Source organism: Ruegeria sp. BF12 (assembly GCF_056538705.1).
In genome coordinates, this window is record NZ_JBQFTP010000006.1 from 212,908 (window position 1) to 227,083 (window position 14,176).

13 protein-coding genes are annotated in these 14,176 nt (G+C 58.5%); 4 read left to right on the forward strand and 9 right to left on the reverse strand.

Features of this window, described 5'->3' with window-relative positions; translation table 11 throughout:
- The first annotated feature begins 22 nt into the window (after window positions 1-22).
- Complete coding sequence (locus ACR0J0_RS12165) at window positions 23-862, forward strand: CPBP family intramembrane glutamic endopeptidase (RefSeq protein WP_480664294.1); 840 nt, start codon at window positions 23-25, stop codon at window positions 860-862.
- 3 nt (window positions 863-865) lie between these two features.
- Here the strand turns inward: ACR0J0_RS12165 and ACR0J0_RS12170 are convergent, their stop codons facing one another.
- On the reverse strand, window positions 866-1,324 hold the full coding sequence (locus ACR0J0_RS12170) for an Lrp/AsnC family transcriptional regulator (RefSeq protein WP_480664296.1): 459 nt from the start codon (window positions 1,322-1,324) through the stop codon (window positions 866-868).
- 138 nt (window positions 1,325-1,462) lie between these two features.
- On the opposite strand from ACR0J0_RS12170, the gene ald reads away from it, so the two are divergent.
- A complete protein-coding gene (gene ald, locus ACR0J0_RS12175) occupies window positions 1,463-2,581 on the forward strand; it encodes an alanine dehydrogenase (protein ID WP_480664298.1) in 1,119 nt (372 codons plus the stop codon).
- 190 nt (window positions 2,582-2,771) lie between these two features.
- Here the strand turns inward: ald and ACR0J0_RS12180 are convergent, their stop codons facing one another.
- Window positions 2,772-3,578 (reverse strand): mechanosensitive ion channel family protein, encoded by an 807-nt coding sequence (locus ACR0J0_RS12180; RefSeq protein ID WP_480664300.1) that lies wholly within the window; start codon window positions 3,576-3,578, stop codon window positions 2,772-2,774.
- A 214-nt stretch (window positions 3,579-3,792) separates the two neighbouring features.
- Between ACR0J0_RS12180 and ACR0J0_RS12185 the strand changes: the two genes are divergently transcribed.
- On the forward strand, window positions 3,793-4,491 hold the full coding sequence (locus tag ACR0J0_RS12185) for a glutathione S-transferase family protein (RefSeq protein WP_480664302.1): 699 nt from the start codon (window positions 3,793-3,795) through the stop codon (window positions 4,489-4,491).
- Here ACR0J0_RS12185 and ACR0J0_RS12190 read toward each other — a convergent pair.
- From ACR0J0_RS12190 to ACR0J0_RS12200, 3 genes are all read right to left on the reverse strand, one after another.
- Entirely contained in the window at window positions 4,472-6,079 is a 1,608-nt protein-coding gene (locus tag ACR0J0_RS12190; RefSeq protein ID WP_480664304.1) for a GMC family oxidoreductase, read from the reverse strand. The genes ACR0J0_RS12185 and ACR0J0_RS12190 overlap by 20 nt on opposite strands.
- A gap of 74 nt (window positions 6,080-6,153) precedes the next feature.
- Window positions 6,154-6,603: a YtoQ family protein gene (locus ACR0J0_RS12195; protein WP_480664306.1), complete on the reverse strand. Its 450-nt coding sequence runs from the start codon at window positions 6,601-6,603 to the stop codon at window positions 6,154-6,156.
- Between the two features lie 78 nt (window positions 6,604-6,681).
- Window positions 6,682-7,314: a class I SAM-dependent methyltransferase gene (locus ACR0J0_RS12200; protein WP_480664308.1), complete on the reverse strand. Its 633-nt coding sequence runs from the start codon at window positions 7,312-7,314 to the stop codon at window positions 6,682-6,684.
- Window positions 7,315-7,399: 85 nt separating this feature from the next.
- Between ACR0J0_RS12200 and ACR0J0_RS12205 the strand changes: the two genes are divergently transcribed.
- Window positions 7,400-8,284 carry a LysR family transcriptional regulator gene (locus tag ACR0J0_RS12205; RefSeq protein WP_480664310.1) on the forward strand — a complete coding sequence of 295 codons (885 nt, stop codon included), beginning with the start codon at window positions 7,400-7,402 and terminating at the stop codon, window positions 8,282-8,284.
- A gap of 42 nt (window positions 8,285-8,326) precedes the next feature.
- Here the strand turns inward: ACR0J0_RS12205 and pheT are convergent, their stop codons facing one another.
- The 4 genes from pheT to pheS all read right to left on the reverse strand — a co-directional run bounded on the left by pheT (window position 8,327) and on the right by pheS (window position 14,152).
- On the reverse strand, window positions 8,327-10,723 hold the full coding sequence (pheT, locus tag ACR0J0_RS12210; protein ID WP_480664312.1) for a phenylalanine--tRNA ligase subunit beta: 2,397 nt from the start codon (window positions 10,721-10,723) through the stop codon (window positions 8,327-8,329).
- 71 nt (window positions 10,724-10,794) lie between these two features.
- A complete protein-coding gene (locus tag ACR0J0_RS12215) occupies window positions 10,795-11,568 on the reverse strand; it encodes a type 1 glutamine amidotransferase (RefSeq protein ID WP_480664314.1) in 774 nt (257 codons plus the stop codon).
- An 83-nt stretch (window positions 11,569-11,651) separates the two neighbouring features.
- Window positions 11,652-12,458, reverse strand: a complete 807-nt coding sequence (locus ACR0J0_RS12220) for a CE1 family esterase (RefSeq protein WP_480664315.1) — start codon at window positions 12,456-12,458, stop codon at window positions 11,652-11,654.
- 620 nt (window positions 12,459-13,078) lie between these two features.
- Window positions 13,079-14,152, reverse strand: a complete 1,074-nt coding sequence (gene pheS, locus ACR0J0_RS12225; protein ID WP_480664316.1) for a phenylalanine--tRNA ligase subunit alpha — start codon at window positions 14,150-14,152, stop codon at window positions 13,079-13,081.
- Window positions 14,153-14,176: the final 24 nt, after the last annotated feature.

Here is a 14,176-nt window from a genome sequence, read left to right on the forward strand (position 1 = left end):
CATATCAACACATGAGAAAGCCGTGGCACATTTTGTTTCCCTTCTGCCCTTGATCTGGCCCTGGTTCATCTTGATCACCGGTATGGTCAGTGCTGTGTCGGGCAGGCGGCAGCTTAGCCTGACATTGCTGATGGTGTTTGGTGTTGCCGCGCTAGCAATGGGACTGGTCACGCCTCTGGCCGTGGGCATTGTCATAGTCGGCCTCATCGGCGCGGCGGGCCTGCACCATCTGTCCGGTGTCCCGGCCACCTTGGGGCACACTGCCCTGACACTCTGGTGCCTGGCGTTGGGTGCGCATCTGATACCCGGCTTTCACAACTTGCTGGTTCTGGACAAGGTGCATGCCGGGCCCGAAAGTTCGGCGTTTACCATGTACCTGAACCTCGACAAGCCAATGGTGCTGTTCGCGGTTCTACTGGCCTGGCCCGGAATGATTGGTAGTGCTGCGCCCATCAGGAAAACGCCTTTGTTCGTTGGCCTTGCAGCCCTGCCCGCCCTGTTTGTCCTTGGGTTGGCCACAGAAGCAATCCGGCCAGAGATCGGCCTGCCGCCATGGTGGCTGATCTTCGCGCTGTCCAACCTGTTTCTGACCAGCCTGACCGAGGAGGCCTTTTTCCGCGGGTACCTACAGTCGATCATCGCGTCAAAACTTGGCACGGCGCTTGGAATTGCTCTGGCCAGTCTGTTGTTTGGTCTGGCTCATTTTGCGGGCGGTCCGGCCCTTGTCGCTTATGCGGCAATCCTTGGGGCGGCCTGTGGTCTGGGGTATTACGCCACTGGTCGTCTTTGGGTCCCGGTTATGATGCATTTCGGCTTTAACGCCCTGCATCTGGCCCTGTTCACCTACCCAGCACCCGCCTGACTGTCACACGGGCAGGGCAGTCGTCTTGAACACGGTACGCAGCGCAAAAGAGCTTTGCATCTGTGCTACTCCGGGCAAGCGAGACAGGTATTGGCGGTGAATACGCGCAAAATCCTCGGTATTTTCGGCCACAACTTTCAGAATATAGTCGGCCGTTCCCGCCATCAGGTGGCATTCCAACACGTCCGGAATACGCGCCACTGCCTTTTCGAACGCATCCAATAGTTCTTCGGCCTGCCCCTGCAGAGTGATTTCGACAAACACGGTGGTCGGGACGTTCATCTTGCGGGCATCCAAAAGCGCCACGTAGTTGCGAATATACCCCTCGGCCTCAAGCCTCTGGACACGTCGGTGACAGGCGGACGGGGACAGATTCACCTGTTCCGACAGCTCTGCATTCGACATTCTGCCGTTTCGCTGTAGGGCCGCCAGAATCTTTCTATCAGTCGTGTCCAGGCTCATTCACGCAATTCCTTTGCAACATTTATCCATTATACTGAACAATCTCCTAAAGAAAATCCAAAACGCGGGCAGAGTTTCACAGAAATTGCGTCCCAGAATGCTCATAATTTAGGCAGTTTATGAACGGAGGAGCAAAACATGAAGATCGGTTGCCCCAAGGAAATCAAACCCCAGGAATTCCGCGTCGGCATGACGCCCAACGCAGCACAAGAAGCGGTTGCGCGTGGCCATGAGGTCATCATTGAAACCAACGCCGGCATGGGTTCCGGCTTTGACAACGATTCGTATATCGCCGCAGGCGCGCGCATCGTCGACACTGCGGAAGAGGTGTTCGCCACCGCAGACATGATCGTAAAGGTGAAAGAACCGCAGGCCGTTGAGCGCAAGATGCTGCGCGAAGGCCAGCTGCTGTTCACCTACCTGCACCTGGCGCCGGACCCAGAGCAGACCCACGACCTGATCGAATCCGGCTGTACCGCAATCGCTTATGAAACCGTGACCGACGCCAATGGCGGCCTGCCTCTGCTGGCGCCAATGTCCGAGGTTGCCGGTCGTCTGGCACCCCAGGTCGGTTCCTGGACGCTGCAGAAGGCCAATGGCGGCCGTGGCGTTCTGATGGGCGGCGTGCCTGGCGTAGGCCCGGCAAAAGTCATCGTCATCGGTGGCGGCGTCGTTGGTACGCACGCAGCCAAGATCGCTGCGGGTATGGGTGCTGATGTAACTGTACTGGACCGGTCGCTGCCGCGTCTGCGTTATCTGGATGACGTATTCGGCCGCACGTTCAAGAGCCAGTACTCGACAGCTGGTGCCACCGCTGAACTGATCCAGGATGCCGACATGGTCATCGGCGCGGTTCTGATCCCCGGTGCCGCAGCGCCCAAGCTGATCAGCCGCGAGCAGCTTTCGACCATGAAACCAGGTGCAGTTCTGGTGGACGTTGCGATCGACCAGGGCGGCTGCTTTGAAACGTCCAAAGCAACTACCCATGCCGAGCCGATCTACGAAGTAGACGGTGTGATGCACTATTGCGTTGCCAACATGCCGGGTGCCGTTGCACGCACTTCGACCATCGCACTGGGCAACGCAACGATGCCGTTCATGCTGGCACTGGCCGACAAAGGCTGGAAGCAAGCCTGCCAGGACGACCCGCATCTGCTGAACGGTCTCAACGTACATGCCGGTCAGCTGACCTACTACGCGGTCGGCAAAGCTCTGGGCATCGACGTGGTTTCCCCCAACGTGGTGATCAAGTCCTGATCTCTCCCGTCTCTGAAAGCGCCCTCTGACAAGGACGCTATACAGCGTTGGGCCAAGCGCCGCGTCTTTGACGCGGCGCGGTTGTTTTGGGCACAACGGTTTCGCAAGAAAAACGGCGCCGCGCGATCAGCGCGGCGCCGGGCCCAACCGGAGGAGGGCATGTAAATGCCCGCTCGACGGGCGGGAGGGCTTAACCCTGCTTTTGGATTTCGACCGAATGCGGATACGGAATCGATACGCCTTTCGCATCGAATGCTTCTTTCACGGCTTTGGTGATCTCGAACTTCAGATCCCAGTAATCCGCCGCGTTGCACCACAGGCGCGCAGTCAGATCGACCGAACTGTCGCCCAGATTGGTCACACGCACCCAAGGCTCGGGATCGCTGTGAATACGATCATCGGCCTTGGCGACATCCAAAATAATTTTCATCGCCTCATCAGCGCTGTCCCCGTAATCGATGCCGAACACCAGATCCACGCGACGCGTATCGTGGGCTGAATAGTTGGTGATGATTGAACCCCAGGATTGTCCATTGGGAACAATGATCTGAACGTTGTCCGGCGTCACCAGCTCAGTCGTGAACAGGTTCAGGTCCTTGACCGTGCCTGCGGTCCCGCCGATGTCCACATACTGACCCAGTTTGTATGGGCGGAACACAACCAGCATGACACCAGCCGCAAGATCACTGAGTGTCCCCTGCAGCGCCAGACCGATGGCAAGCGAGGCTGCACCCAAAATAGCAACGATGCTTGTCGCCTGAATTCCAAAGATGCCAAGCACGGCGACCAGCACCATGGCCAGTATCGCCCACTTCACCAGGCTGGCCATAAAATTCCCAAGCGTCTGGTCAATATGCGGCGTCGCATTGATCCGGCGCCGGACCATGCCGCCGATAGCACCTGCGACGATCCACCCAAGGATCAGTACGATCAGCGCCTTGACCGCGCTTACGATCAGCGGGGCAAAGGCACCCACCTGTGTTACGACCTCATCCACGCGTATCTCCTTTCGATTCACGACAAACCCGCGTCACCAGCGCGGGATTCGCGGAATAGTGAGCTATTCGCGTGCTTTGGTCTAGGTGTGAGATCCGCAGGTTTTCCCCGTTGTTCCAAAATACACAGGAGCTGACCGGGTATGCACAGCACAGATACTGGTATGCCGGCGTAACGCTGCCTAACTATTGTACTCAGGTAACAAGGAGCCCCTCATGCTGGACACCGCCTCACACCCGATTACGACCCGTTGGCCCGCGAAGTATCCGGACAGGATTCAGCTTTACTCCTTTCCCACCCCGAACGGCGTCAAAGCGTCTATCATGCTTGAGGAAACCGGCCTGCCGTATGAGCCTCATCTGGTGACCCTGTCGGATACGGACGTCAAAAGCCCCGAGTTCCTTTCGCTGAACCCGAACAACAAGATCCCAGCGATCATCGACCCAAATGGTCCGGACGGCGAGCCGCTTGGGTTGTTCGAAAGCGGAGCGATCCTGATCTACCTCGCCGAGAAAAGCGGGAAGTTCCTGGGTCAGACCAAAGCCGACAAGTATCGCGTGATCCAATGGGTGATGTTCCAGATGGGAGGCATCGGCCCGATGTTCGGACAGCTTGGCTATTTCCACAAATTCGCAGGCAGCGAAATCGAAGACCCGCGCCCGCGCGAGCGATACATCAACGAAGCCAAGCGCCTTTTGAACGTTGTGAACCAGCAGTTGGAAGGTCGGGACTGGATCGCGGGCGAGTATTCGATTGCCGATATTGCCATCGCGCCGTGGCTGCGCGGGCTGGAGTATTACGGTGCCCGTGATCTCGTTGGCTGGGATGACCATGCCAATGTTACGGCTTATCTGGACCGGTTCCTTGAACGGCCCGCCGTACAAAAAGGGCTTATCACGCCTGCGCGGGACTGATTGCGTCGGCGATCTTTTCAGCAATCATGATGGTGGGCGCGTTGGTATTGCCGCCGATCAGGGTCGGCATGACCGACGCGTCCACCACGCGCAGCCCTTCCGTTCCATGCACGCGTCCCTCGAGATCAACGACGGCCATATCATCGACGCCCATCTTGCAGGTCCCTACCGGGTGGTAAATCGTGTCGGCGCGGTTGCGAATATCCGCCTCGAGCGCCTGATCGCTGCCATCATGCGCATACAACCGTTTGGCCCGCCACGGCTTCAACGGCGGTGCTTCGAGGATCGACTCCATAATCCGCGCGCCCTGCTTCAGCAGGTCTAGATCCCGGTCATCGCTTAGATATGCCGGATCAATGCGCGGCGGTTCCCCGGCGCGGTCCGAGCTCAACCCGACGTTGCCCCGGCTGAATGGACGTAAAACGCAGACATGGCAGGAGAACCCGTGTTTCAGGTGCATCTTGCGCATGTGATCGTCGACGATACCGACGACAAAGTGCAGTTGAAGATCCGGCTTGGACACCACAGGTTCGGACTTGAAGAACGCGCCACCTTCGGCGAAGGGGGTCGAGAACAGGCCCGCTCCGGTCCGGCGCCAATCCATACCTGCCTTTGCCAAATCCCATAATCCGCCCGGTGTCAGCCCGATCACATCCTTGCGTTTGGAATGATAGCTCAGCACGTAGTCCAGATGGTCCTGAAGGTTTTGACCAACGCCCGGCAGGTCATGCAAAACCGGGATACCATGCTGTGCCAATTCCGCCTCGGGCCCGATTCCCGACAACATCAACAATTGCGGTGAACCAAAAGCACCGCTGGAAACGATCACTTCCTTGCGCGCGCGTGCTTCAACAACCTTGCCCTTTCGGCGCAGTTGCACTCCAGTGGCGCGCTTTTCCTCAAACAGGATTTTCTGCACCTCGGCCCCGGTCATTATCGTAAGGTTTGGTCGCGATTTGATACTACGCAGATAGGCCGCCGAGGCAGAACACCGCTCGCCCTTGTGAGCGCCGTCGTGGAACTGAGTGACCTGATACAGCCCCGCCCCTTCCTGATCGGGCCCGTTGAAATCTTCCGTTTTTCGTATCTGCTGCTGGCCGCAAGCCTCAACAAATGCATGCGAGATGGCGCGCGGCTCGGACTGATCCGCAACCTGCAAAGGACCTTCCGCGCCGTGAAACTCATCCGCCCCGCGTACATTGCCTTCCGCCTTGCGGAAATAGGGCAGGACACTGTTCCAGTCCCACCCATTACAGCCCAGCTCAGCCCACTCGTCGTAGTCGCTGGGATGCCCCCGCACATAGAGCATTGCATTGATCGCGGACGATCCGCCAAGCGCCTTGCCGCGTGGCTGAAACCCTTTCCGGCCGTTCAGCCCGGGTTGTGGCACCGTGTGAAAAGCCCAGTTGTTCAACTTTGGCCGTCCGGAAATCATCGCCGCCACAAGGGCCGGCGCCCGGATCACCAGGTCTTCCCCCGCGCCGCCGGCCTCAAGCAAACAAACAGTCGTGTCAGGACGTTCGCTGAGGCGTGAGGCCATGACACAACCGGCGGAACCGCCCCCCACAATGACATAGTCAAATTCCACGACTGCCTCCCCGTTACTGCCTGACGCAACGGTAGAAAGCACCCAATACTCGGGCAAGAAGAACGTAACGTGAGTTACTGCGGCAGCTTGCCTGTCAGAACATAACGCAAAACCTCAACCACCTGCGAGGGATGCTCAGCCACAGCTAGGGCAGCAGCATCAACCTCTTTTAGCGCATGCTGGTGGTCAGGACCGTGCAGAACGATCAGTGATTTTCCCAACGCCGCCGCGTATCCCGCATCAAAGGCCGCGTTCCACTGTTTGTATTTCTCACCAAACCGCACGACGACCACATCCGCCTCTGAAATCCCCTTTCGGGTACGAATCGCATTGACCATCGCGCCCTTGTGGTCGTGCCAGTACTTGTTTGGCTCTGCACCCAGAATGGCTACACCGCAATCGTCGCTGGCATCGTGATCGGTCACGGGGCTGTTGAAGGTAATGTCCAAACCCTGTGCACCGTCGATAATCTGTTCGCGCCAGTCGGTGTGGATTTCACCAGAGAGGTATACGTTCAGGCCCATAGCAAACTCCGAATTTGTTTCAGAGCATGCATAGGGCACAATGGGCGCTGGCCCAATGCGGAAAGTGCCGGTTCGGGCTTAAATCTTGCGCGCCACCAAAAACCGTCTTGCATCGCGTGCCGGGAAACTGTCGCATTCGACGATTTCGAACCCGGCCCTTTCAACGGCTGCATCCAGCTCTGCTTCGGACAGGAACCGCACAAATGGCGCCTTTCCCAGCAATTGCATAAGCGGCAAAGCCAACCGTATGGCTTGAAACCGCAGGTTTATGCCGCGTTGTGGCGGGCAGAAGGTTTTTGAGATGAACAAACCACCCGGCTTCATCACCTCATGAACAGAGGCCAGAGCCGCATTCAGGTCTTCGACCAGATGCAACACGTTGAATGCCAGCACCACATCGTAGGACCAGGAGGGAGGACGGCTTGCATCAGCCTGAACAAAGGCCACGTTTTCGATCTGTTGCTTTGCCGCGTTCTTCTGACCGACCGCCAGCATGCAGGGGGAAACATCGCTGGCGGTAATCGTGTCGGCATAGGGGGACAGGCGCAGCGCGGTCATTCCCGTGCCACATCCCAGTTCCAATACGTCGTCGGTTTTCTTGAGATAGGAAGCTGTCCGTTCGAGCGTATGCTCATAGGAATCCATATCCTTTATTGGAGTTCGGGCATATTTTTCAGCCACTCCGTCCCAGAATTTCGCGGCGGTCGTCATGAGGGGGTCTCCTTTGCAGGCAAACTACTCATGCACATACAGAATAAAAATTGCCGAAATTTGCAGATTACTTATACATATTTGTATGAAACAACTCGGCGACTTTGACTGGAATCACATCCGCGCCTTTCTGGCGACGGCCGAGACCGGGTCGTTTTCTGCAGCCGCCCGTAAATTGGGACAGACTCAACCAACACTCAGCCGGCAGATCGCTGCACTCGAGCAAGATCTGGGTGTGATGCTGTTTGAACGCATCGGGCGCACGTTAGAGATCACACAGTCCGGAATGGAATTACTGGAGCATACCCGGTTGATGGGTGATGCAGCGAACCAAATCGCACTGACTGCTTCGGGGCAGGCACAATCCATCGACGGGTTGGTCCGCATCACCGCCAGTGATGTGATGTCTGCTTATTTCCTGCCAGACCTGTTGCGCGAAGTCCGGGCGCAGGCCCCGCGCCTGAGAATTGACGTGATCGCATCGAATGACATTCAGGACCTGATGCGCCGAGAGGCAGATATCGCGATCCGTCATGTACGACCGGAACAGCCCGAACTGATCGCCAAACTGGTGCAGGAAGCCTCGGGTCATTTCTATGCCACGACCGAATATCTGAACCACGCAGGGCGCCCGAAATCCAAGCGCGCCCTATCACAGCATGAATTCATCAGCTTCGGCAATACGGATCAAATGATCGCCTATCTGAAGCCACTGGGCATTCACCTGAGCGATGAGAACTTTAGGTTGGGATCCCAGAACGGAATCGTGGCCTGGGAATACGCCAAGCAGGGTTTTGGCATCGCACCCATGTCTGAGGTTGTTGGCGATGCAACGCCCGGCGTCGAACGAGTGATTCCCGGAATGGAACCCATCAAATTTCCAATCTGGCTGACCACCCATCGCGAGTTACATACCAGCCGCCGCATCCGGTTGGTCTTTGATCTGCTGGCTGACTACCTGTCCAAATAAACGCGCCCGAAGGCGCGTTTAATAAAAGATATGCAGTGGATTTTATCCGCGCAGGACGCCGCCGGTTGCCTTGGTGACCTTGGCGATGATCTTCTCGGCCACCGCTTCGATGTCTTTTTCCTTCAGCGTCTGGTCCGTGGGCTGCAAACGCACGGTGATTGCCAAGGATTTCTTGCCCTCACCCAGGCTGCCGCCGATGAACTCGTCAAAGACGCGGACGTCTTCGATCAGCGCCTTGTCGGCACCGGCCGCGGCATTGACCAGCGTCAGCGCCTCGACGCCTTCGTCGACAACAAAGGCAAAGTCACGCTCGACCGCTTGCAGGTCTCGCAGTTCCAACGCGGCGCGAGTCGCGCCCGATTTACGCGGCAGAGGCACCTCGTCCGGCCAGATGGTGAAGGCCATTGCCGGGCCTTTTATGTCCATCGCCTGCAGGATGCGCGGGTGCAGTTCGCCGAACACGCCCAGAACCTTTTTCGGGCCCAGACAGATCTTGCCGTGACGGCCCGGATGCCACCAGGCATCGCCGTCGCGCAGGATCTGAACCTTCGCGGGCGCACCAATGGCGGCCAGAACAGCCTCGGCATCCGCCTTTGCGTCGAACACGTCAACCGGGCGCGAGGCTCCGTGCACATCTTTGGGGCCATTGCGGCCAACCAGAAGACCGGTGATCTGGGTCTTCTGGTCGCCGGGCTCACCATCATGGAATACGGGGCCGACTTCGAACAGAGCGACATCCGCGTAGCCACGCGCCTGATTTCGGGCCGCGGCCTGCAGCAGACCGGGCAACAGATCGGGACGCATATGGCTCATCTCCGACGAGATCGGGTTTTCTAGCTGGGTCGCTTCATCGCCGCCACCGAACAGAGCTGCCGAGGCCTGATCAATGAAGGTGTAGGAAACGCACTCATTGTACCCCAGCGCCGCACAGGTGCGACGTGCCATCGACTGCCGGCGCTGCGTCGGGGTCATCACCGGCTTGGGGATGCCATCGGTCACACGCGGCAGCGGTTTGCCCTGCAGTTTGGTCAGGGATGCAATCCGCGCGACCTCTTCCACCAGATCAGCCTCGCCCATAATGTCGGGACGCCAGCTTGGGACGTGGGCCATCTCTCCTTCCAGACGGAAGCCCAGACGGGTCAAAGTCTGGCGCTGTTCAGCCTCGGGAATGTCCATGCCGACCAGCGACTGCACACGCTCGGCGTCCAGCTTGTAGGCCCGCGCGTGGTTGGGTGCTTTGCCGGCCTCAACGACCTTGGACGCTTCACCGCCGCAGATATCCAGAATCATCTGTGTCGCGTGTTCCAACCCCTCCAGCGTGTATTCAGGGTCCACGCCGCGCTCGAAGCGATAGCGGGCATCCGAGTTAATCTTCAGCGCGCGGCCCGTCAGAGCGATTTGAACGTGATCCCAGAACGCGCTTTCAAGAAACACGTTAACGGTCTCTTCGGTACAGCCAGTTTCCTCACCGCCCATGATACCAGCGATGGATTCGGGACCTTTGTCATCCGAAATCACCATCATACCGGGCTGCAGGGTGTATTCCTTCTCATCCAGCGCGACCAGCGTCTCACCACCCTTGGCGCGATGCACCCGCAGGTTACCCTGAACCTTGTCTGCATCAAACACATGCAGCGGACGGTTCTGGTCGAAGGTCATGTAGTTGGTGATATCGACCAGAGCCGAGATCGGACGCAGACCAATTGCCTTCAACTGATCCTGCAACCATTGCGGGCTGGGGCCGTTTTTGACGCCTGTTATCAGGCGTCCGGTGAAATGAGGCGCGCCGTCCAGCGTATCCTCGTCGATCGTTACCTTGATCGGGCTTTCGAAATCCCCTGGCACCGGCACATAATCACGTTCTTTCAACGTACCGACGCCGCGCGCAGCCAGATCGCGCGCAATACCCGCGACTCCCAATGCATCGGGGCGGTTCGGCGTGATCGCGATCTCGATCATCGGATCGACCTTGGCTGGTGCGTTCTCGGCCAACCATTCAACAAAGCTGTCACCAACTTCGCCCGATGGCAGCTCGATAATGCCGTCATGTTCGTCCGACAGTTCCAGCTCGCGCTCGGAAGCCATCATTCCATAGCTTTCGACGCCCCGGATCTTGCCGACGCTGATGGTCAGGTCCAGACCGGGGATATACATGCCAGGTTTGCAGACGACGACGGTAATGCCCTCACGCGCGTTCGGCGCGCCGCAGATGATCTGCAAATCACCCTCATCGGTCGCAACCGTGCACACGCGCAGCTTATCGGCGTCGGGATGTTTCTCGGCATGCTTCACATAGCCCAGCGCAAAGCCCGCCAGCCGGTCCGCAGGGTTCACGATCTCTTCGACTTCAAGTCCAAGATCGGTCAACGCCTCAGCAATCTCATCAACCGACGCATCGGTGTCGAGGTGGTCTTTCAGCCAGGAAAGAGTGAATTTCATCGGTCGCTATCCGCCAGAATTTTCGGGTCGGATCGCGTGTAGCGGATATTCCCCGCAGGTGGAAGGGCCGCTTAGCCGCCAGACACGAAATGCAGCCAATTGGCCAACTCACGGCTGCGCTGGGGCAACACAAGGGCCTCGGGATGGGTTCCCAGGCGCGCGGCAGAAGAAACATCCGCCTCGGCTTGCTCAAGGTCTTCGGCGAGATTTGCGTGATGGGCGAAAATACCTCTGCCGCGGACATAGATGCCGATATCCGCAAGGCTTAGTTCCGGGTGATATTGCGTGCCCCAGAATCTCAGATCGCCCTTTTCGTACACGGCGGCCTGCACCGGGGAATGGTCATTACCCGCCAACAGCGTTGCGCCTTCGGGCAGCCCCTGGACCTCATCCCGGTGGATGCACGGAACGCCAAACCCAGACCTACGCCCCGCCATCATCGGGTGCTCACCGCCCTCGCGGGTCAGAGCGTTGTTCTGTGCCATACCGACCTCCATGCCAACCGGCGAAGCGCCGACAGAACCGCCCAGCACAAGCATGGCAAGCTGCAGCCCGTTGCACGATCCCCATACCGGTGTGCCTGAGGCCAGCACGACCTCGGCCGCTGCGCGTTGGGGGGCCGCCTCGGGCGCGTCCACAGACCAACTGACGCCTGACCCGGTCAGTACGATGCCATCGACGCCACGCAGTTCCTCGGGGCGCAATGCGGCGGCATAGGGATTTATCAGATGAATTCGGACATCAGCAGCCAAGGCCGCAAAGGTGCGAATGAACCCGCTCGCGCCTGCATGGCCTTTGGCAACCATGTCTGGTGTATTGCCTTCTACGATCAGAATTGTGGTCATGACATCCCCGTTTTCGCTTGGATAAACGGGCGGCATTCACCGCAGCAAACCTGTTCGCGACAGGGCCATGTCGTATTCCGGGCTCAGGGGTAAGTCGGTTCGCGCCCCAACAGCTCATCCAGTTGCCGCCCGACCCAGCCGTGGGGGATAAAATGCCCGCCGGGATGCGTATCCAGCGCGACCTGGCCTTGAGCGCAATCGGTCCACTCCACCCGGCTGAGCGTCAGGATCGGTACCACGCTCCAGTCCCCACGCGGCATGGCTGTGCCACAGCCGAATTTCTGCCGCCACAGCGCCACCGGATAGGTCGTGTCGCCGCCCGGCCCAAACGGGAAGTCCATCACAGTATCGCTGGTTCCGTGCACATGGCGCACCTCTGCCGGGGCCTGAGGGCAATCCTCGGTCTGCCGGATGCTGCCTGCGATGCCCAGCAAAGCCGCCGTATCATTGCCCGACTGGCAGACATAGCGCCACGCCATCGCGCCGCCGTAGGAGTAGCCCGAGACATAGATGCGGTCCGGGTCAATCGGATAGCGCTTGGCGACGTCCTCCAACACCCGGTCGGCAAAGGGCACGTCGCCGGTGTCCGAGGTCCAGAAATCCCAGCTTTTGCCCAACCCGTTCGGGGCCACCAACAACACACCGCGCAGCTTGGTCGCGCCTGCGATCCGTTCATGGTTCACCACCACGGTCCCCTGCCGCGCCCAGCCGTGGAAATGCATCAGCACCGGCAACGGCGTTTCACCGTCCCACCCGTCCGGCTCCAGCACATGGTACGAGCGGTCGCCGACCAGACAGGCGGTATCCCCATGGCAGTCGTCATCCCACGGCCCCATGGCATAGGCAACGGAGGCGGTCATCAGAAAGAGGCTTAGCAGTCGATAAATCATGCGACCGAACCTAACCGCCTTGAGGCCCAAGTCACGTCACAACCCCGTGGGGCGATGCAACACGCCGCGCTATCGCCAGACCGCAGGATTGTGAATCACTCAGCCAACCTATTTGCAGAGATCATCTTGCATGGAACAGATTAATTCATCTGTTGAAGCAGTCAGCTTTTCAATAAAATAGCTATCAGCGTTTCTATGTTCTTCGGTTTTGTTTAACCATTGCTGTGGAGTCAGCGATAGAACATGAGATCCATACTCTACATAAACTGCCCTTACATTAAATGCTTTTACATAAACGTCCTCTGGGGCCAACAACCGAAGCTCTTCACCGTAACGCTTTAAGTCAGAAGTCTGCCTTGATATGTTAGAAGATGTCGGCCCAGCGGAAACTTCGTTCCAAAGCAAACCGCATTGGTGTAAATACTCGGCGTATACCTTTCGCCTTTCATCCCTGCGAATTTCCTTTCTCTCGTCCTCTGACTTTCGAAAATAAATGTATATGGCCCCTGCCAATGCTATAATAGGCCCAAGATCCGTTATCCTATCACCAATCCACGCTAGAAAACTCGGCACCCAATAGAATTCGTGTGCCAAATTTTCTAGCGCAGTAGCGTTTCCCTTCACCGCGACAAGCCACCATGCAGGTTCGGCATATCCAGCGCGGCAAACCCATAGTGGCGTAGCCAACGCAAGTCTGAATCAAAGAACGCACGCAGATCGGGGATGCCATATTTCAGCATCGCCAGACGGTCAATGCCGATGCCAAAGGCAAAACCCTGATAGACCTCGGGGTCGATACCACCGGCGGCGATGACCTTGGGATGGACCATGCCCGAGCCCAGAATCTCCATCCAGTCGTCGCCCTCGCCGATTTTCAGCTGGCCGTTATCCCAGGAACAACGGATATCAACCTCGGCCGATGGTTCGGTGAAGGGGAAGTGCGAGGCGCGGAAGCGCAGTTCGACGTCGTCGACCTCGAAGAAGGCCTTCACGAACTCTTCCAGAACCCATTTCAGGTTCGCCATCGAGATATCTTTGTCTAGGGCCAGCCCCTCGACCTGATGGAACATCGGCGTGTGGGTCTGGTCATAGTCGGCGCGATACACACCACCCGGACAGATGACGCGGATCGGCGCGCCCTGTTTCTCCATCGAACGGATCTGGACCGGCGACGTATGGGTGCGCAGCACATGCGGCGGGCGATTATCGCCCTCGGCGCGGTGCATGTAGAACGTGTCCATCTCGGCCCGTGCAGGGTGGTGGCCGGGGATGTTCAGGGCGTCAAAGTTGTGCCAGTCAGTTTCGATCCGCGGCCCTTCAGCCACCGAGAAGCCCAGTTCGGCAAAGATCGCGGTCAGTTCCTCGGTCGCCTGGCTGACCGGGTGGATCGAACCCTGACGGCGCGCGCGGGTCGGCAGGGTGACGTCCAGCCATTCGGTGCGCAGACGCTCATCCAGTGCGGCGTCGGCCAGCGCGGATTTCTTGGCGGACAGGGCCGAGTTGATCTCATCCTTCAGGGCGTTCAGCGCGGGGCCTGCGATCTGGCGCTCCTCGGGTGTCATCTTGCCCAGCTCGCGCATCTTCAGCGCGACCTCGCCTTTTTTCCCGACGGCCGCAACACGGATCGCTTCGAGCGCGTTTTCGTCGCCTGCATCGGCGATCTGACCCAGATATTTTGCCTTAAGATCGTCCATGACGGTTCCCTGAATGCTGTTGAG